15 protein-coding genes are annotated in these 18135 nt (G+C 65.2%); 6 read left to right on the top strand and 9 right to left on the bottom strand.

The annotated features are described in order from the left end of the window. The 4 genes from EDF58_RS11975 to EDF58_RS11960 all read right to left on the bottom strand — a co-directional run bounded on the left by EDF58_RS11975 (nucleotide 1) and on the right by EDF58_RS11960 (nucleotide 4583). Complete coding sequence (locus EDF58_RS11975; RefSeq protein WP_132265713.1) at nucleotides 1-1305, bottom strand: replication-associated recombination protein A; 1305 nt, start codon at nucleotides 1303-1305, stop codon at nucleotides 1-3. Between the two features lie 27 nt (nucleotides 1306-1332). Continuing rightward, a complete protein-coding gene (locus EDF58_RS11970) occupies nucleotides 1333-1632 on the bottom strand; it encodes a hypothetical protein (RefSeq protein WP_132265711.1) in 300 nt (99 codons plus the stop codon). 121 nt (nucleotides 1633-1753) lie between these two features. Further along, nucleotides 1754-3589, bottom strand: coding sequence for a sensor domain-containing diguanylate cyclase (locus tag EDF58_RS11965; protein WP_132265709.1), 1836 nt, complete (start codon nucleotides 3587-3589; stop codon nucleotides 1754-1756). 97 nt (nucleotides 3590-3686) lie between these two features. After that, nucleotides 3687-4583: a LysR family transcriptional regulator gene (locus tag EDF58_RS11960; RefSeq protein WP_132265708.1), complete on the bottom strand. Its 897-nt coding sequence runs from the start codon at nucleotides 4581-4583 to the stop codon at nucleotides 3687-3689. 100 nt (nucleotides 4584-4683) lie between these two features. On the opposite strand from EDF58_RS11960, the gene EDF58_RS11955 reads away from it, so the two are divergent. Both EDF58_RS11955 and EDF58_RS11950 read left to right on the top strand, forming a co-directional pair. Then, nucleotides 4684-5484 carry an alpha/beta fold hydrolase gene (locus tag EDF58_RS11955; RefSeq protein ID WP_132265706.1) on the top strand — a complete coding sequence of 267 codons (801 nt, stop codon included), beginning with the start codon at nucleotides 4684-4686 and terminating at the stop codon, nucleotides 5482-5484. Between the two features lie 94 nt (nucleotides 5485-5578). Then, nucleotides 5579-6853 carry an MFS transporter gene (locus EDF58_RS11950; RefSeq protein WP_243654206.1) on the top strand — a complete coding sequence of 425 codons (1275 nt, stop codon included), beginning with the start codon at nucleotides 5579-5581 and terminating at the stop codon, nucleotides 6851-6853. A 48-nt stretch (nucleotides 6854-6901) separates the two neighbouring features. Here the strand turns inward: EDF58_RS11950 and EDF58_RS11945 are convergent, their stop codons facing one another. Then, the gene (locus EDF58_RS11945) at nucleotides 6902-8020 is read right to left on the bottom strand and encodes an NADH:flavin oxidoreductase (RefSeq protein ID WP_132265704.1); all 1119 of its coding nucleotides are present in this window, start codon (nucleotides 8018-8020) and stop codon (nucleotides 6902-6904) included. Nucleotides 8021-8122: 102 nt separating this feature from the next. Here EDF58_RS11945 and EDF58_RS11940 point away from each other — a divergent pair, with 102 nt between their 5' ends. Beyond that, nucleotides 8123-8485 carry a helix-turn-helix domain-containing protein gene (locus tag EDF58_RS11940; protein WP_132265702.1) on the top strand — a complete coding sequence of 121 codons (363 nt, stop codon included), beginning with the start codon at nucleotides 8123-8125 and terminating at the stop codon, nucleotides 8483-8485. 13 nt (nucleotides 8486-8498) lie between these two features. On the opposite strand, the gene EDF58_RS11935 is transcribed toward EDF58_RS11940, so the two are convergent. Together EDF58_RS11935 and EDF58_RS11930 are read right to left on the bottom strand one after the other, a co-directional pair. Continuing rightward, entirely contained in the window at nucleotides 8499-8921 is a 423-nt protein-coding gene (locus tag EDF58_RS11935) for a hypothetical protein (protein ID WP_132265701.1), read from the bottom strand. A gap of 219 nt (nucleotides 8922-9140) precedes the next feature. After that, on the bottom strand, nucleotides 9141-9608 hold the full coding sequence (locus EDF58_RS11930; RefSeq protein WP_132265699.1) for an outer membrane beta-barrel protein: 468 nt from the start codon (nucleotides 9606-9608) through the stop codon (nucleotides 9141-9143). Nucleotides 9609-10009: 401 nt separating this feature from the next. Here EDF58_RS11930 and EDF58_RS11925 point away from each other — a divergent pair, with 401 nt between their 5' ends. After that, nucleotides 10010-12274: an NADP-dependent malic enzyme gene (locus EDF58_RS11925; protein WP_132265697.1), complete on the top strand. Its 2265-nt coding sequence runs from the start codon at nucleotides 10010-10012 to the stop codon at nucleotides 12272-12274. A 285-nt stretch (nucleotides 12275-12559) separates the two neighbouring features. On the opposite strand, the gene EDF58_RS11920 is transcribed toward EDF58_RS11925, so the two are convergent. Together EDF58_RS11920 and EDF58_RS11915 are read right to left on the bottom strand one after the other, a co-directional pair. Beyond that, nucleotides 12560-12823, bottom strand: coding sequence for a hypothetical protein (locus tag EDF58_RS11920; RefSeq protein WP_132265696.1), 264 nt, complete (start codon nucleotides 12821-12823; stop codon nucleotides 12560-12562). Nucleotides 12824-12996: 173 nt separating this feature from the next. Then, nucleotides 12997-13611, bottom strand: coding sequence for a TetR/AcrR family transcriptional regulator (locus EDF58_RS11915; RefSeq protein WP_243654205.1), 615 nt, complete (start codon nucleotides 13609-13611; stop codon nucleotides 12997-12999). A 104-nt stretch (nucleotides 13612-13715) separates the two neighbouring features. Between EDF58_RS11915 and EDF58_RS11910 the strand changes: the two genes are divergently transcribed. Together EDF58_RS11910 and EDF58_RS11905 are read left to right on the top strand one after the other, a co-directional pair. Then, nucleotides 13716-14930, top strand: a complete 1215-nt coding sequence (locus EDF58_RS11910) for an efflux RND transporter periplasmic adaptor subunit (RefSeq protein ID WP_132265694.1) — start codon at nucleotides 13716-13718, stop codon at nucleotides 14928-14930. Nucleotides 14931-14936: 6 nt separating this feature from the next. Further along, nucleotides 14937-18134, top strand: a complete 3198-nt coding sequence (locus EDF58_RS11905; RefSeq protein ID WP_132265692.1) for an efflux RND transporter permease subunit — start codon at nucleotides 14937-14939, stop codon at nucleotides 18132-18134. Nucleotide 18135 lies beyond the last annotated feature (1 nt).

Here is an 18135-nt window from a genome sequence, read left to right as displayed (position 1 = left end):
TCATCCGGGCTCGCGTCGGGGCTGCTCGGCGCCGGTGACGCGGCGCCAGTGCTCGTCTGCGCGGCGCTCGAACGTGCCGCTTTCGCGTGCCTCGCTGCGGTAGAGAGAGCCTCTGGGCATGGGCGAATAGACCTGATCCACCCAGCCGCGCGGATCGTCGTGAGGCCAGATATATCCGACGTGGCCGAGCTGGCTGGCGCCCTTGTAATGGGCGTCGCGCAAGTGCAGCGGCACTTGCGCGGGCGGCATCTCGGCCACGAATTGCAATGCGGCCGAGATGCCGCGTGATGCGGAAGCCGATTTCGGCGCGCGGGCGACGTGCAGGGCTGCATGGGCCAGGACGATCTGGGCCTCGGGATAGCCGATCTTCTCGACGGCGTGGAGCGCTGCCACGGCTGTCTGCAAGGCGGTGTTGTCGGCCAGGCCCACGTCCTCGGAGGCGTGGATCATGATCCGCCGCGCTATGTAGCGGGGATCCTCGCCGCCGTGGACCAGGCGTGCCAACCAGTAGAGGGTGGCATCCGCATCGGAGCCCCGCATGGACTTCACGAAAGCCGAAACGACATCGTAGTGGGCATCGCCCGAGCGGTCGTGGTTTACCGGAGCGGCGGCGTAGGCCTCTTCCAGCATGGCATCGGTAACTTCGAACGCCGCGTCGCCATGCCCGAGTGCCAGACTTTCGAGGGTCGTCAGCGCACGGCGGGCATCACCGCCGGACCGCCCCGCGACCATGCGTACCTGCTCGGGCGTCATGGCGATGGCAGCGCCCTCGGCGTGGAGGTGCCCGATCCCCCGGCGCACCACCTTTTCCATGTCCTCTATCGAGAGCGGTTCCAGCTTGAGGATGGTCGAGCGGGAGACCAGCGCCGGAGTGAGGACATGATAGGGATTGCCGGTGGTCGCGCCGATGAAGTCGGCGACTCCGTCTTCGCAGATCGCCAACAGGTCGTCAGTCTGGGTGGCGGTAAAGCGCTGCACTTCGTCCACGAAGATCAGCAGGGGATGGACGCGCGCTTCATCCGCCAGCTTGCGGATTTCCGCGACTCCGGCGCGCGCGGCATTGAGCGGGCGGAAGGTCTTGCCCAGCATGGCGCCCACGGCCCGCGCAATCGAGGTCTTGCCGATGCCGGGCGGCCCGTAAAGGATCACGCTGCCCAGCGCCCCCGCCTTCACGCGCCGCCGCAGGATCGAGCCTTCGCCCACCACATGGCCCTGGCCGATCACATCGTCCAGCGAGGCGGGGCGGAGCAGGGCGGCAAGCGGCATCCTGCCGGCCGGCCCGGAACCTGCGAAGAGATCAGACATCGGTCATTTGAAAGTGCAGGCGGACGATCAGACCGTCAGCAGCAGCGTGTCGTCGCTTCGCGGCGCCGCAGGCTCGAAATCGGGGAGCGGTTCGAAAACCTCTTCAAGCAGTTCGGTCACTTCCAGGCCGGCGAGCTTGAACTGGCCGAGGCGGCGTTCTTCGGGCGAGCGCCATGCCTTGCTCAGGTTCAGCGCGCTGACGAAGAGGTCTCCGTGGCGCTCGAACATCAAATGCGGGGCGAGCTTGATGATGCCGCCGTTATAGCGGGCATTGACGGTGCGGCGAAACGAGATCGCTTCCATGAGAGAGAGACGGGTATCGATCATGCGCGTGTAGAAGCCAGTTCGGTATTCGGTAGATTTTGCATTGCAGCATTGTGAAGGCGACAACGGTTCGGCGCAAGAGCCTAGCGCATCATGAGCCACAGTTGATGCGGTGCGGTTGCGATCAGGCGCTGCGTCGTTCCTCGGGGTCGGCGGGGAGCGGCAGGCCCGTCCGATTGCGGCCGCCCTGCTTGGCCCGGTAGAGCGCGTCGTCGGCCTGGGTCATGATCGTGCGGCTCTCCTCGCCCCGCACGATCAGCGCAATTCCCACGCTTACGGTCGCTTCCACGGCGTTGCCGAGGGGGTCGCGGATCGTCGTTTCCTCGAACCGCATGCGGATCCGCTCGCAGACCAGATGGGCCTGGTCGACGCCGAGACCGGCCAGCAATACGGCAAATTCCTCACCGCCAAGGCGGGCCACGAGATCGCCCTCGCGAACCGCGCCGCGCAGGATCGAGACGAAGCGCACCAGCACATCGTCTCCGGTGGCATGGCCGTGGCGGTCGTTGATGCGCTTGAAGTGGTCGAGATCGAACAGTGCCAGGCATCCCGCCGGGGTTTCTTCGGCAGCGGGTTCCGCAAGGGACTGGCTGAGCACGGCGAGAAGCGCCTCGTCGAAGGCGCGGCGGTTGCAGGCGCCGGTCAGGTGGTCGGTCATGGCCTGAGCGGTCAGGCTTTCCACCAGCTGCCGTCGGCGCGTTATTTCGCGGATGATGCTGACGGTGCCCGAAGTCTGCCCGTCCTCGTCAAGGATGCCGCGGATATGGCTTTCCACCCAGACGATGTCGCCGTTCTTGCAGCAGACCCGATATTCGAGGATCGCCGTCTGGTCAGGGTCGGCCAGCGCGCGGCTGCGCGCTTCGAGGATAGTGGGCACGTCGTCCGGCAGGATAAGCTTGAACATCGAGCTTCCCACCAGTTCGGCAGGCGCATAGCCGGTCACCTGCCTGGCCGAAGGCGAGGCGTAGCGCACCGTACCGTCCGCGCTCACGCGCACGACGATGTCGCTCATGCGGTCGAGCACCGCGCGGTGCAGCGCCTCGGCGGCGTGCAGGCGGTCCACCAGGCGGCGGCGCGAGCGCAGTTCGGCGGCCAGCGGCAGGATGATAAGCACGATGGAGGCGAAATAGATCTGCAGGACCTGCAGCTTCATGGCCATCGGACCATGAAGCAGGGTCGTCGGCCCGCGTCCTGCCAGGGAGAAGGACAGGCCGATGCTCACCAGGATGACGATGGAGGAAATCGCACCGAACCGACCCAGTCGCAGAGTGGCCGCGACCATCGGTACGAAGGGAATGATGACCAGCGGTATCACGTTCTGACCGAAGGTGATCAGCGAGGCCGCCACCACCAGCCCGAGCAGTATGGCCGCTTCGCCCACCCGCTTGCTTCCGGCTGCGGCGATCCACTGGCGGGTTTCGCCGCGCAGGGACAGAAGCACCGGCGGTGCGAAAGTCACGAAGCCGAGCGCATGGCCGGCATACCAGTCGAGCCAGGCTTTCCAATAAGGAATGCCGCTTGCGGCATGGGCGCATAGGGCCGCGCCGAAAGCTGCTGCCGCCGGGACCAGCAGTCCTGCGACAAGCAGGAACATGCCGACTTCCGGCAGCGACTGGAACCTGCCGAAACGCGGATAAAGCCGGCGCACCAGCCAGGCGGCGGAGACCGCCTCGGCAATGCAGAGCAGGGAGAGCGGCACGGCCACCAGGCCGTGGAAGCCGAAAAGCATGGAGGCGCAGAACCCGACCGGCGCGCATGCCAGCGCGATGCCCGCCCAGCGCCAGCGCGGCGTGCTGCTCAGCCTTGCGAAAAGGATCGGCCCTGCAAGCCACACGATGGCGATGCCCGCGTCGAAACGCGTCAGCTGCAAGGCGATGGCCGCGCAGACGAAATAAGTCGTGGCTGTCAGAACGGCCTCGCGCAGCGGCAGGCGAAGTCGTCTGGGGAACGAACGGGGCATCGCGCATGGCTAGTGGAATATGGTTAGCATCCTGTAAATGGGTAACTTGCCTGACCGCGGGTTTCCGCCGGGCGCCATTTCGGCTTGGCCCGGCGCCTCATCCGGGCTCGGCTTCCGAGGGGAAGCGGGCTTCCGCCACGAAAGCCGCCACGGTTGCCGCCTGCTCGTCGTTTCGCGTTGCCAGGGCCAGCGCGACTTTGGGGGCGTTGCCGGTGAGGTCGTGATACGTCACGCCCCTGAACGAGGCGTCGCGCATGGATTCCGGCACAAGCGCCACACCCAGTTCGGCCGCGACGAGGGCCAGCACCGAAGCGACCTGTGGTGCCGACTGGCCCAGTATCGCTTCGAACCCGGCGCGGCGGCAGGCCTCCAGCGTGGCGTCGAACAAGGTGGGTCCGAGGGCGCGGGGCGTCAGGATGAAGGCGTCTTCGGCAAGCTGCTCCAGCCGGATCGGCTCGCCATGCGGCATTCGCGCCGAGGCGAGGGCGGCAATCAGCGGCTCGTCGGCCAGGTGAAAGAGGCGCAGCCCCTGCTTGTCCACGGCGTCGGGACGCAGGAAGGCTGCATCGAGCGAACCGTTCTTCAGGCCCTCCACCAGGCCGATGGAATTGTGCTCGGCCAGGCTCAGTTCGACGTCGGGGAAGCGGCGGCGATAGATGCGGATTGCCTGAGGAACGCGGGGGTTGAACGCGGCCGAGCCGGTGAAACCCACCCGAATGCGGCCGGTTTCACCGGCGGCGGCGCGCTGGGCGGCAACGACGGCCTCTCCGACGAGACCGGGGATCTGGCGCACCCCGGCTTCGAAGGCCCGGCCGGCCTCGGTCAATTCCGCGCCTTGCGGGATACGGTGGAAGAGGGGCGTGCCTACTTCGCGTTCCAGATCCTTGATCTGATGGCTGAGCGGCGGCTGCCCGATCCCGAGGCGCTGGGCGGCGCGGGTAAAGTGGCGTTCCTCAGCCACGGCCAGGAAATACCGGATGTGCCTGAGTTCCATCTGCCGTCTTCGCCCCATACCTAAAACATATCGAGATTGCCATCATCATGAATTGGACAGATGGAGCGCACAAGCCCATTTCGGCCTCAGGAGATTTGAAATGGCTAGTTTGGCAACCGACACCGCAGAGTTCACGACCGAGGCGCATTCCGCGCCGGGGCAGAGCGCATGGAACCGCGCCAGCGCCGACCATGTGCCGGCTCTGGAGCCCGTGGTGTTCCTGCCCGGCCTGCTCTGCGACCAGTCGCTTTGGCGCCGACAGGTCCATGCGCTAGCCGATGTCGCTGCGCCGATGATCGCCGATCTTACGTTGGACGACACGATCGGCGCCATGGCCGAGCGCACCCTGGCCGCCGCGCCGCGCCGTTTCTCGCTGGCGGGTCTCTCGATGGGCGGCTACGTCGCGCTGGAGATCATGCGCCGGGCGCCCGAGCGCGTTTCGCGCCTGGCTCTCATCAATTCCAGCGCTCGCGGCGATACGCCCGAACGCAGCCGGCAGCGCAAGGCCGGCATCGAATCCCTGCGCCGCGGCAAGTTCGTGGGCATCACGCACCGCCTGCTGGGTGATCTGGTCCATGCGGACAACACTGTCGGCCCGGTTGCCGACGAGATGCGCGGCATGGCCTCGCGCGTCGGCGGTGATGCCTTCATTCGTCAGCAGCATGCGATCATGACGCGTCCGGATTCGCTGGACAGCCTGGAAGCCATCCGCGTTCCGACCATGATCGTGGTAGGCGAGGGCGACCGCATCACCCCGCCCGATCACGCCCGTGAGATCCATTCGCGGATCGAAGGCTCCAGCTTCCACATGATCGGCGCCTGCGGCCATATGGCGGCGCTCGAACATCCCGAGCAGGTGAACTTCCTGCTGCGGAACTGGCTCCAGCGCCAGGCAGCCTGATCGGGGGCAGCCCGTTTTGAACCGATAGGACGCGAAAAGCTCTCGGGCATTTTCGCAAATGCCGCTAACGAACTCTCCATGGGGGGAGTTCGCCATGTCCGCACCTGATCTTTCGCTGCTGGCGAAGCGGCGGTTCGCGCCGATGTTCGTCGTCCAGTTTCTGGGCGCCTTCAACGACAACCTGCTGAAATTCGCCATGCTGTTCCTGGCGAATTTCGTGATCTTCGCCGGTGAGGCCGACAAGGCGGGAATGCTGGCGGCCATCGCCAGCGGGGTGTTCATCGCACCCTATTTCCTGTTCTCCGCCCTCGCCGGACAACTTGCCGACCGGATCGACAAGGCGCGACTTGTCCGCTGGATCAAGCTGGCCGAAATCGCGATCATGGCCGTGGGCCTGGGTGGGTTCTGGCTCCAGTCGATCCCCGTGCTGATGACGGCGCTGTTCCTGATGGGGCTTCATTCCACGCTCTTCGGACCGGTGAAGTATTCGATCCTGCCGCAGCATCTTGCCGCGCACGAGATCATGGGTGGCACCGGCCTGATCGAGGCGGGAACATTCCTGGCGATCCTTGGCGGGCAGCTCCTGGCCGGCGTGATCCCGGCCCGGGAAGCGGGCCTGGCCGCCATGGGCATTGCATTTCTCGGCTACCTTGCCGCTCGCGCCATCCCGCCGGCGCCTCCGGTTCGCGGCGAGCATCCGGTCGACTGGAACCTCTGGCGCGGGACGATGGAAGTGCTGCGGACCGCGCGCAGCGGCCGGGCGGTCTGGCTCTCGGTCCTGGGCATAAGCTGGTTCTTCGCGGCAGGCGCCGTACTCGTGTCGGAATTCGCGCCGCTGGTGAGTGGTACCCTGGCGGCCCGGCAGGAAGTGGCGACGGTGTTCCTGGTGATCTTTTCGGTGACGATCGCGCTGGGCTCGCTGGCGGTCAACAAGCTGCTGGGCGGCGAAGTCTCTGCGCGATATGTGCCGATCTCTGCATTGGGGCTGGCGATCGGCCTGATCGACCTCTGGCTCTCCACCAGCGGTTTCATCCCCGCCGCGCAGGAGGCTTCGTTCCGTCAGTTCCTGGCAAACCCCGGCGCGCCGCGGATCCTGGCAGACCTGGTGCTGGTGGCTTTCTCGGGCGGCATGTTCATCGTGCCGCTCTACGCGATCCTGCAAATGTACAGCGCCGCAGAGGAACGCTCCCGCATCATTGCCGCCAACAATATCGTCAATGCCGCGGTGACGGTCGGGGTCGTGCTGGCGATGACGGGGCTGCTGGCAGCGGGGCTCGACGTGCCGGAATTGATCGGCGTGCTCGGTTTCGCCTCGCTGGCTGCCGCGCTTCTCGGCCTGCGCCTCGCGCGGGAGACGGCGACAGGGTGATGAGTAGCGCTGCGGGGACTTATCCCCGAAGCGCTCCCCGTCGCAGTGTCAGACGAGTTCGCCCAGAGTGGCGGCGTCGAAGCCCTTGAGCTTGCCGGATTCGCCCTTGCCGATCTTGCTGACCCAGTCCGGATCGGCGATCAGCGCGCGGCCGACGGCGATCAGGTCGAATTCGTCGCGCTCCATGCGCTCAACCAGATCGTCCAGCGCAGTGGAGGTTGAGCTTTCGCCGCCGAAGGCTGCCAGGAATTCGCCGGAAAGGCCGACCGAGCCGACGCTGATCGTGGCCGCGCCCGTGAGCTTCTTGGCCCAGCCCGCGAAGTTCAGGCCCTTTTCACCGTCGATTTCGGCGAATTCCGGCTCCCAGAAGCGGCGCTGCGAGCAGTGGAGCACGTCCACCCCGGCATCGACCAGCGGCTGCAGCCAATCGGCCATGAGATCGGGCGTCTCCGCCAGACGGGCGAGATAGTCCTGCTGCTTCCACTGGCTGAGGCGCAGGATGATGGGGTAGTCGGGCCCGACGGCCTCGCGCACGGCGGAGACGACCTCACCGGCAAAGCGCGATCGTTCGCGGATCGTGGCGCCGCCGTAGCTGTCCGCACGCTCGTTGGTGCCGGACCAGAAGAACTGGTCGATCAGGTAGCCGTGCGCGCCATGGATCTCGACCGTGTCGAAGCCGAGGCGCTTCGAAGCCGCTGCCGCGCGGGCGAAGGCGGAGACGGCATCGGCAATGTCTTCCTCGCTCATGGCCGAACCACGCGGCTGACCCGGCGCCAGCAGCCCGGAAGGGCTCTCGACCGGCACGCCCGGATCCCAGCCATCCGGCCCCACCGTGGAGCCGGTGTGCCAGATCTGCGGGCCCATCTTGCCACCGGCGGCATGGACCGCGCCGATCACGCTCTTCCAACCCTCAAGCGCTTCTTCGCCGTGGAACAGCGGAATACCGGCCATGTTGCGAGAGGCGGGGCGGTCGATCACCGTGCCTTCCGAAAGGATCAGCCCCACGCCGCCTTCAGCGCGGCGCTGATAATAAGCCGCTTGCGGAGCACCGGGAATGCCCTCTGGCGCAAATCCGCGCGTCATCGGCGCCATGACGATCCGGTTCGGCAGGTCGAGCGAACGGATGCTGAAGGGGCGGAACAGGACTTCGGTATTGGATGCCGACATGCAGGCAGGTCTCCATTGAAACAGGAAGGCCCTTAGGTATAAACTGGAAACCTAGCGTCAATGAGGCACCTTTAATCGCCTAGGTATACTGGAGGATACCGCTTGCCCGAATGCCAGCATTTCGACATCGGCTGCCCGAGCCGGCAACTGTTCGACCAGATCGCGGACAAGTGGTCGATGATGGTGCTGACTGTGCTCGTTCCCGGGCCGATGCGTTTCAACGCCATCAAGCGGCACATGGAGGGCGTGACGCAGAAGGCGCTCACCCAGTGCCTGCGCAAGCTGGAGCGCAACGGTCTGCTTTCCCGCCGGGTGATCCCGACTTCGCCGGTCGGCGTGGAGTACGAGATCACGGCCTTGGGCCAATCGCTCCATGCACCGTTCAAGGCGCTCTATCGGTGGACTCTCGACAACCTTGACGAAGTGGAGGAATCGCGGCGCGCTTTCGACCTGCGGGCCGCATAGGGCAGGGCGGGGCTCAAAGCTTGTAGGGGTTTCCGGGAAGCAGGCGGGCAGTGAGCGGTTCGTCGAGGTCCGGCACGCTCATCTCCACGCGGTCGCCGCTGATGGAGATGCTGGCGCATTCGCTGTCCCGGTTTTCCGGGCCGCCGACATCCTTTGCGCGGCGCTCGGAAACGCAGAGCAGTCCTTCGGGGCTGATCGCCCAGCGCTGCTGCATCACCCTGTGACCCTGGCCATGCTCGCGCATGCGGGCGATGCCGCCGGGCTTGAGGAAAATGACGTGTTCGCCCGGAAGCTGGGAATCGTCTTCTTCCAGCGTGTTGCCTGCAAGCCGTTCCACGGCGGCGCGCCCGGTAAGTGCTGCGGGGTCCTCGCCATCGGTCAAGGCGGGCAGGCTCGCGGCGGCGAGGATTGCAAATCCCAGTGCAATGTCCGTCATGTCCGTGTTCCTGTCTGGTGATCCGAAAATCCCACCCACCCCGATTTGATATAGAAACAGAAGCGGTTGCGGAATGGGGATTGGATGAAAATGACCGTCTTCGGCAGCCCCGACACGGCCGTAACGCAAAAAAGGCGGCTCTCGCGAGCCGCCTTTTCCTCGTCCTCGTCCGGCCTTCCCGGTGGCTGGCCGTGATGCCGGCCGGACGAAGGCGTCAGGTCAGAACTTCATGCCGACGCCGACCAGGCCGACATCCGCATCCGGCGTGTTGTCGCCGACGAGCAGGTGCTTGTATTCGACCTTGCCGTAGAACTTGTCGTTCAGGTCCTGCTGCAGGCCGCCGCCCACGCCGACGGCGCTGTTGCCGTACTTGGTGAACTTCGACTGCCAGGTCGAGGCGGCATAGAGCTTGGTCGAAGGCGTGACCTTCACACCGGCGCGGCCGCCGACGCCCCACGAGACGCGGGTGTTGTCGGTCAGCACCTTGTCGGCCGAACCTTCCACGCCCACGAAGAACTTTTCGCCGAGATCGTAGTCGTAACCGGCAGCGACGCCAGCTACTGCATCGCTGTCGCTACCGTCCCAGATCACGCCGGTGCGCGCTTCCACGCGGGCCTCGTTCGCGAAAGCGGGCGAGGCGGCAGCGACGGCGGCAACCGCGGCGAGCGAAACAAGTGCAATACGCATATTCAAACTCCAGTATCTTTCTTCCCCGGCCCTCTTCCGGGCAGCCACCGAGTGGAGGCCAGGGCCTTGCACCGAAGTGAACAAGTCATTCTGATGACAGTCAGAATTCCGGCCCGTCTGACCTTTGCGTGGCGGAAGGAGCCAGGTTTCCTGCGGGCTTCGGCTTGTTCTGCGTGGCTCTGCGGGTGCCGCGAACGGTCAAAAATGCTCTGTGGATAAAATCGGCAAAACCGCGGGATAGCGAGTGGATGGGGCGGTAAAACCCCCGTGCACGCGGCACATCTTCGCGAAGACCGGGCTGCCGCGCCGTCCATTGTATAAGGATGCTTCTGGAAGGAGAGGAAAAGATGCTGGTCCGGAAGGCATAGGCAAGCGCGAATCCTTTGCCTATGAGGGCCGCCATGGACGACAATCTCCGCCGCGCCGCCCTCGACTACCACCTCCATCCGCAGCCGGGTAAGCTCCGTATCGAGCCGACCAAGCGCATGGTAAACCAGCGCGACCTGGCGCTGGCCTATTCGCCGGGGGTCGCCGCACCCTGCGTCGAGATCGCTGCCGATCCCGACAAGGCGATGGACTATACCGCGCGCGGCAATCTGGTGGCCGTGATCTCCAACGGCACCGCAGTGCTCGGCCTGGGCGCGATCGGTGCGCTGGCCTCGAAGCCGGTGATGGAGGGCAAGGCGGTCCTCTTCAAGAAATTCGCCGACATCGACGTGTTCGACCTGGAAGTGGACACCACCGATCCGGACAAGTTCGTCGAAGCGGTGGCCCTGCTGGAACCGACTTTCGGCGGTATCAACCTAGAAGACATCAAGGCTCCCGAATGCTTCGCCATCGAGGCGCGGCTCAAGGAACGCATGAACATCCCGGTGTTCCATGACGACCAGCACGGCACGGCCATCGTCGTCGCCGCCGCGGTCCGCAATGCGCTGGTGCTTCAGGGCAAGACCCTGGCTGAAGCCAAGCTGGTCACCTCGGGCGCGGGCGCGGCAGCTTTGGCCTGCGTCGACCTGCTGGTTTCGATGGGCCTCCAGATCGAAAACGTGACGCTGACCGACAAGGACGGCGTCATCCACTCGGGCCGCGAGGGCATGTTGCCGAACATGGCGCGTTACGCGCGTGAGACCAATGCGCGGTCGCTGCCGGAAGTTCTGCCCGGCGCGAACCTCTTCCTCGGCCTTTCGGCGCCGGGCGTGCTCAAGCCGGAATGGCTGCCGCTGATGGCGCCGAACCCGCTGATCTTCGCGCTCGCCAATCCCGAGCCCGAAATCCGCCCCGAAATCGCCCGCGAAGTTCGTCCGGATGCGATCATCGCCACCGGCCGCTCGGACTATCCGAACCAGGTCAACAACGTCCTGTGCTTCCCCTACATCTTCCGCGGCGCGCTGGACGTAGGCGCGACGGCGATCAACGAAGAGATGAAGGCGGCTGCGGCAGAGGCTATCGCTGCACTCGCCCGCTTGCCCGCGCATGACAGCGTCGCTCAGGCCTACGGCGGTCGCAAGCTGGTGTTCGGCCCCGAATATATCATCCCTACGCCCTTCGATCCGCGCCTGATCGGTGAGATCGCGGTAGCTGTTGCCCGGGCGGCCATGGCCAGCGGCGTCGCCCGCAAGACCATCGACCTCGACGAATACAAGCGCAAGCTGACGCGCCAGAACACGCGTTCCGGACAGCTCATGCTTCCGGTGTTCCAGGCGGCGCGCGGCTCCGGCCGCCGCATCGTCTACGGCGAAGGCGAGGACGAGCGCGTGCTGCGCGCCATCCAGGACGTGCTCGACGAAGAAATCGCGCGTCCCACCATCGTCGCCCGCCGCCGCGTCCTGGAAGAAAAGCTGCCCGGCCTCGGCCTCGGCTTCCAGCTCGACCGCGACGTGGAAGTGATCGACCCCGAAACCGACCATGAGATCATGGGCGAACTCGTCGAGGCCTATCGCGCGGTGGCTTCGCGCAAGGGCGTGCCATCCGACGAGATCCCGCGCCATGTCTATCGCCGCCCGACACTGACCGCGGCGCTCCTGCTGCGCACCGGCCGGGTAGATGCGGCGCTGGTCGGCGGGCGCTCCGAATATTGGGGCCAGATCGAGCACGTCCTGCGCGTGATCGACCGCGAGCCGGGCAGCAGCCGCGTCTACGCACTTTCAGGTCTGATCCTGGATGCCGGCGCGCTGTTCATCACCGACACGCACATGGTGCCGGATCCCACACCGGAGCAGATCGCCGAAATGGCGCAGCTCGGTGCCACCCAGCTCAAGCACTTCGGCCTGCGTCCTCGCGTCGCGTTGCTCTCGCACTCCAATTTCGGCGCTTCGCATAGCCCGAGCGCGCGCAAGATGCGCGCCGCCCTGGACATCGTGAAGGCCGCAGCACCGGATCTGAAGATCGACGGTGAAATGCATGCCGATGCCGCGCTCAGCCAGGCCCTTCGCGATCGCCTGGTGCCGGATGCCCGGTTCGAAGGACCCGCGAACCTGTTGGTGATGCCAAACCTCGACGCGGCGAACATCACGCTGACAGCGCTCTCGGCTTCGTCCAGTTCGCCTACTGTCGGCCCGATGCTGATGGGCCTTTCCCAGCCCATCCACGTCCTGACGCCGGGCGTCACCGCGCGCGGCATCCTCAATCTCACGGCCATCGCGGCCGCTCAACTCGAGCAGGTCTGAACCCGATACCTGCGGATGCGGCGCTTGAAGGCGCTGTGTCCGCAGGAAACTGATCCCGATCGGAACCACTCGGCCGAAGTTTCGATGACATTCTGCACGATGATCGAAGAATCGGGTCTGAGGAGAGCCTCGATTCTTGCTCGTGCTGAGAAAGGTGATTTGCGCCAGGCGCAACTAAGGGCGCGCAGGGCCTCAGCAAAGACTGCAACCGAGGTTGCATCTTTTACATCAGCCTTGGCTTTTCACCTCGCATCCGACGCCAAACGCGATCGAAGATCGCGTGCGTCAGTTGACCCGATGACGGTGCTTGCCGCCGAACTTCTTTCCGCAGAATTGTTCGAGCTGGCGCATTTCCGTGGCGGCGGCCGTTGCCAGCGCACTGGCGCAGGGCAGGTGGCTCTCGGCATCGGCGATCCGCGCTTCGACCTTGTCGCGCAGCTCTTCGATATCGGCACGGGTAAGGACATTCTTTTCACGCAAATAGCAGATCAGGCTCTGCAACAGGATCATTGCCTTCTCGCCTGAGTCCACCTCGTTCTTCTCGATCATTATCGGCATCCTCCGCGCGACTTTTCTGGAGGGTCGCGTCTCGTTAGAGGATGATACGATTCGAACGGCCTGTCCAGTCATCATGACAGGTTTGCGCAATGATCGGTCTCCAAACCGACCGTCTTGCGAAACAAACGCAATATCAGTTACCTGCCGGGAATAATGCCCGTCCCTCAATCGTTTAAGGCGGCCAGCTCCTTGCGGAGCACCGAAACGATGTGATCCCGCACCGGCGCATGCTTCTTGTCGGGCGACAGTTCCATCATCGCCATCATCCCCCACGAGAGCAGGAAGATGAGATCCACGACCAGCGACCGGCGCTCTCGGGACACGCCGGGCAAGAGGGATTCAAGCGCTTCGTCCAGCCGCAGCCGCACGCGATCGTCGGTTTTCTGGTTTATGGCGGCAATGATGGGGTTACGACCGACTTCTGCCAGGAGTTCTGCCATCAGCCGGCGGTCTTCCAGGGTCGGCTCGTCCAGGCAGAAACGCTCGATCCAGGCGCGGATTGCCGCCGTGTCGCGGGCCGCCACCGCGGCTTCCAGCTTGTCTTCCTCCAGCCAGGCGAGAAGGTTGATCTCGCAGATGGCAGCGATGATCGCCTCCTTGTTCTCGAAGTCCCGGTAGATCTGGCCGACCTTGATCCCGGAGGCGAGGGCGATCTGCGCCATGCCGGTGCGATGGAACCCTTGCTCCACAAAGAGCTTTCTGGCCGTGTCCAGAAGATGCTCGCGGCGGGCGACCGAACGCGCCGCTCGCGAGCGATCCATAATTGTGTCATCTTTCACTGCATCCTCCTCACCTTGCAATCGTTCTAGCGACCCAATACACATCGCGCGAATCAATGAGTGAACATTCACTCACGTTTTAACTCTCATTGCGGGCTTGCTCCATGAAAAAGATCACCCCGGCTCTTGCCTTGCTTCTAACCGCGTGCGGCGGCGGTGGAGAGCAGCCGGCTCCTGCCGGTCCCCCGGAGGTCGGAGTCGTGACTGTGAAGGAGGGCGCGGTGACGCTCAGCTCCGAGCTTCCGGGCCGTACCACGGCCTACGAATCCGCAGACGTCCGCCCGCAGGTCAACGGCCTGATCCTCCAGCGCCTGTTCCAGGAGGGCGACATGGTGCGCGCCGGTCAGCCGCTCTATCGCATCGATCCGGCGCCTTACGAGGCCCAGGCCGCCAGCGCGCGCGCCGCGCTCGTCCGCGCCCGTGCCAATATCGCCAATACTGCTGCGCTGGCCCGCCGCTACGGCGAACTGGTCAAGATCAACGCGATCTCGCGGCAGGAGGCGGAGAACGCATCCGCCAGTGCCGCCCAGGCGAGGGCGGACGTGGCCGCGCAGGAAGCGGCGCTGCGCAGCGCTCAGATCGATCTCGGCCGCACGACCATTCGCGCACCGATCTCGGGCCGCATCGGCCGCTCCACTTTCACGACCGGTGCGCTCGTCACCGCCTCGCAGGCCGACGCGCTGACCACCATCCAGCGCCTCGATCCGATCTTCGTAGACATCCAGCAGTCCAGCGCCGACGTGCTGCGCCTGCGCCAGCAGCTGCTTTCGGGCGACCTTTCGCAGAGCGGCGGCGCCGCTCGCGTGCGCCTGAAGCTGGAAGACGGCAGCGACTATTCCGAAGAGGGCACGCTGAAGTTCACCGACGTGACGGTCGATCCCTCGACCGGCAGCCAGGTGGTGCGCGTGCAGTTCGGTAATCCGCGCGGCCTGCTGCTGCCCGGCATGTATGTCCGGGCCGAGCTGGTCGAAGGCACCCGGAGCAACGGCATTCTGGTCCCGCAATCGGCAGTCAGCCGCGATGAGAAGGGCAATCCGACGACGCTCGTGGTCGGCGCCGGCAACAAGCTGGAGATGCGCAAGCTCACCGCGCCGCGGACCGTCGGCAGCAGCTGGCTGGTGACCTCGGGCCTGAAGGCGGGCGACAAGGTGGTTCTCGACGGTGCGCAGATGCTGCGTCCCGGCGCCGCCGTGAAGCCGGTGGCCGCGCAGGCCGCCAAGCCCGCAGGCGCGGCACCTGCCGCACAAGGCCAGGGTGCCGGTCAGCCGCAGGCCGGCCAAACTCAGACTGGCCAAACTCAGGCCGGACAGGGTCAGTAACCGATCATGGCACGCTACTTTATCGACCGACCCATCTTCGCATGGGTCATCGCCATCGTGCTGATGATGTTCGGCGCACTGGCCATCCGCAGCCTGCCGATCTCGCAGTTCCCGGAGATCGCGCCGCCCACCGTCACCATCAGCGCCACATATCCCGGCGCCGACGCGGAAACGCTGGAACGCACGACCACCCAGATCATCGAGCAGCAGCTCAAGGGCATCGACCAGCTCCGCTACTTCTCGGCGCAGTCGTCCTCGGCCGGCAATGTCACCATCACCCTGACCTTCGAGCAGGGTACCGACCCCGACATCGCCCAGGTTCAGGTCCAGAACAAGCTGCAGGCGGCCACCGCACTGCTGCCGCAGGAAGTCCAGCGCCAGGGCGTCACCGTCGCCAAGTCGGCGGCGAGCTTCCTGCTGGTTGCGGCGATCTATTCGCAGGACGGCAGCCATAGCGCCAACGACCTGTCGGACTACATCGTCAGCCAGGTGCAGGATCCGGTCAGCCGCATCAACGGCGTTGGCGAACTGCAGATCTTCGGCACCCAATATGCCATGCGCATATGGGTCGATCCGCTGAAGCTGCGCAGCTACAACCTGACCATCGCTGATGTCAGCACGGCCGTTCAGGCGCAGAACGCGCAGGTTTCCGCCGGCCAGATCGGTCAGCTTCCCGCTTCGAAGGAGCAGGAACTCAACGCCACCGTTTCCGTCCAGTCCCGCCTTCAGACGCCCGAGCAGTTCGGCAACATCCGTCTTCGCCAGGGCCAGAACGGCTCGGTCGTGCGCCTGCGCGATGTCGCCCGGGTGGAACTCGGCGCCGAAATCTACGGCTTCGACACGCAGTACAACGGCAAGCCCGCATCGGGCTTCGGCGTCAGGCTGGCATCGGGCGCCAATGCGCTCGACACCGTCGACCTGGTGAAGGCCGAAGTCGAACGCATCGCCAAAAACTTCCCGCAGGACGTGAAGGTCGTCTATCCTTACGACTCCACGCCGTTCGTTCGCCTCTCCGTCGAGCAGGTGGTCCACACCCTGTTCGAAGCCGTCGTGCTCGTCTTCCTCGTCATGTTCCTGTTCCTGCAGAACTGGCGCGCGACGATCATTCCCACGATCGCGGTTCCCGTGGTCCTGCTCGGCACCTTCGGGGTCATGCAGGCGCTGGGCTACTCCATCAACACGCTCACCCTGTTCGGCATGGTGCTGGCGATCGGCCTGCTGGTCGATGACGCCATCGTCGTGGTCGAGAACGTCGAACGATTGATCCAGACGGAGCACCTGACACCGAAGGAAGCCGCGCGAAAATCGATGGACGAGATCAGCGGCGCGCTGATCGGCATCGGCATGGTGCTTTCGGCGGTGTTCCTGCCGATGGCCTTCTTCGGCGGCTCCACCGGCGTCATCTACCGCCAGTTCTCGATCACGATCGTTTCGTCGATGGCGCTTTCGGTCATGGTCGCACTGATCCTGACCCCCGCGCTCTGCGCCACCATCCTCAAGCCGCACGATCCCACGAAGAACGAGGGCAACGGATTGCTCTCGCGCTTCTTCCGCTGGTTCAACGACAAGTTCGACCGCGGCACGGAGAAGTACGAGAAGGGCGTGCGCTCTTCGGCACGCAGCTGGAAGCGTTCCGGCCTCGTCTACCTGCTGATCGTGGTCGCCATGGGCCTGATCTTCTGGCGCCTGCCGAGCGGCTTCCTTCCCGAGGAAGACCAGGGCACGATGTTCGCGCTGGTCCAGGCGCCTCCGGGTGCCACGCTGCCGCGTACCCAGCGCGGCCTGGACGTGGTGCGCGACCACTTCCTCAAGGACGAGAAGGCCAACGTCGAATCCGTCTTCACCATCAGCGGCTTCTCGTTCAACGGCCAGGGCCAGAACGCGGGCATGGCCTTCGTGAAGCTGAAGGACTGGAAAGACCGCAGCGGTGCCGACAACCGTGCTCCGGCCATCGTCGGTCGGGCCATGGGCGCCTTCTCGAAGTACCGGGATGCCATGATCTTCGCGCTGGTTCCGCCGGCGGTGCAGGAACTCGGCAATGCGACCGGCTTCGACATGTGGCTGGTCGACCAGAACAACATCGGCCATGACAAGCTGATCGCGGCGCGCAACCAGCTTCTGGGCCTTGCCGCCCAGGACAAGCGCGTGGCGCAGGTTCGCCCGGTCAGCCTCGACGACGCCCCGCAGCTCGACGTCAATATCGATCAGGACAGGGCGGGTGCGCTCGGCCTCGACCTGAGCGCGGTGAACAGCGAAATCTCGACCGCGTGGGGCGGCGCCTATGTGAACGACTTCCTCGACCGCGGCCGCACCAAGCGCGTCTACCTCCAGGCGGACGAGCAGTATCGCTCCTCGCCCGAGGCGATCGAGAACTTCTACGTTCGCAGCAGCGACGGCCAGATGGCACCCTTCGGTTCCTTCTCCAACCTGTCATGGAAGACGGCTCCGGTCATCCTCACCCGCTATAACGGCCGGCCCGCCGTGCAGCTGCAGGGTGCACCGGGCGAGGGCGTCAGCACCGGCGCCGCGATGGAGGCCATCACCGAAATCCAGCAGAAGCTGCCCGCGGGCACTTCGCTGGAATGGACCGGGCTGTCCTATGAGGAACGCCTGTCCGGCGGTCAGGCACCGTCGCTCTATGCGCTGTCGCTCTTCGTGGTCTTCCTCTGCCTCGCGGCCCTCTATGAAAGCTGGTCGGTTCCGATCGCCGTGCTTCTGGTGGTTCCGCTCGGCGTCATCGGTGCCGTTCTTGCCGCCAAACTTACCGGCCTCAACAACGACATCTACCTCCAGGTCGGCCTGATCACCACGATCGGCGTCTCCGCGAAGAACGCGATCCTCATCGTCGAATTCGCCGAGGAACGCGTGCAATCCGGCATGAATGCCTTCAGCGCAGCCATCGAGGCGGCAAGGCTTCGCCTTCGCCCGATCCTCATGACCTCGCTGGCCTTCGTGTTCGGCGTGCTGCCACTGGCGGTTTCAACGGGCGCAGGTGCGGGCGGACAGAACGCCATCGGCCGTGCGGTCGTCGGCGGCATGCTTTCGGCCACGATCCTCGCGATCTTCCTGGTGCCGATGTTCTTCGTGGTCGTCAGCCGCCTGTTCAAGCACGGGCAGACCGACCGCCACGAGGAAACCGAGGCCCATGTCGAGACCGAAGCCGGTCCCCGCTCCTCCGACGGCACCGAGCCGCAGGGAATCTGAA

Source organism: Novosphingobium sp. PhB57, assembly GCF_004342985.1.
Classification (GTDB): domain Bacteria; phylum Pseudomonadota; class Alphaproteobacteria; order Sphingomonadales; family Sphingomonadaceae; genus Novosphingobium.
The sequence above is the reverse complement of the archived record's forward strand: the minus strand, read 5'-3'. Positions and strand labels throughout refer to the sequence as shown.

Coding starts and splice junctions, on each gene's coding strand:
- EDF58_RS11975 (WP_132265713.1), bottom strand. CDS start 1,305: ATGTCTGATCTCTTCGCAGGTTCCGGGCCGGCCGGCAGGATGCCGCTT.
- EDF58_RS11970 (WP_132265711.1), bottom strand. CDS start 1,632: ATGATCGATACCCGTCTCTCTCTCATGGAAGCGATCTCGTTTCGCCGC.
- EDF58_RS11965 (WP_132265709.1), bottom strand. CDS start 3,589: ATGCCCCGTTCGTTCCCCAGACGACTTCGCCTGCCGCTGCGCGAGGCC.
- EDF58_RS11960 (WP_132265708.1), bottom strand. CDS start 4,583: ATGGAACTCAGGCACATCCGGTATTTCCTGGCCGTGGCTGAGGAACGC.
- EDF58_RS11955 (WP_132265706.1), top strand. CDS start 4,684: ATGGCTAGTTTGGCAACCGACACCGCAGAGTTCACGACCGAGGCGCAT.
- EDF58_RS11950 (WP_243654206.1), top strand. CDS start 5,579: ATGTCCGCACCTGATCTTTCGCTGCTGGCGAAGCGGCGGTTCGCGCCG.
- EDF58_RS11945 (WP_132265704.1), bottom strand. CDS start 8,020: ATGTCGGCATCCAATACCGAAGTCCTGTTCCGCCCCTTCAGCATCCGT.
- EDF58_RS11935 (WP_132265701.1), bottom strand. CDS start 8,921: ATGACGGACATTGCACTGGGATTTGCAATCCTCGCCGCCGCGAGCCTG.
- EDF58_RS11930 (WP_132265699.1), bottom strand. CDS start 9,608: ATGCGTATTGCACTTGTTTCGCTCGCCGCGGTTGCCGCCGTCGCTGCC.
- EDF58_RS11925 (WP_132265697.1), top strand. CDS start 10,010: ATGGACGACAATCTCCGCCGCGCCGCCCTCGACTACCACCTCCATCCG.
- EDF58_RS11920 (WP_132265696.1), bottom strand. CDS start 12,823: ATGATCGAGAAGAACGAGGTGGACTCAGGCGAGAAGGCAATGATCCTG.
- EDF58_RS11910 (WP_132265694.1), top strand. CDS start 13,716: ATGAAAAAGATCACCCCGGCTCTTGCCTTGCTTCTAACCGCGTGCGGC.
- EDF58_RS11905 (WP_132265692.1), top strand. CDS start 14,937: ATGGCACGCTACTTTATCGACCGACCCATCTTCGCATGGGTCATCGCC.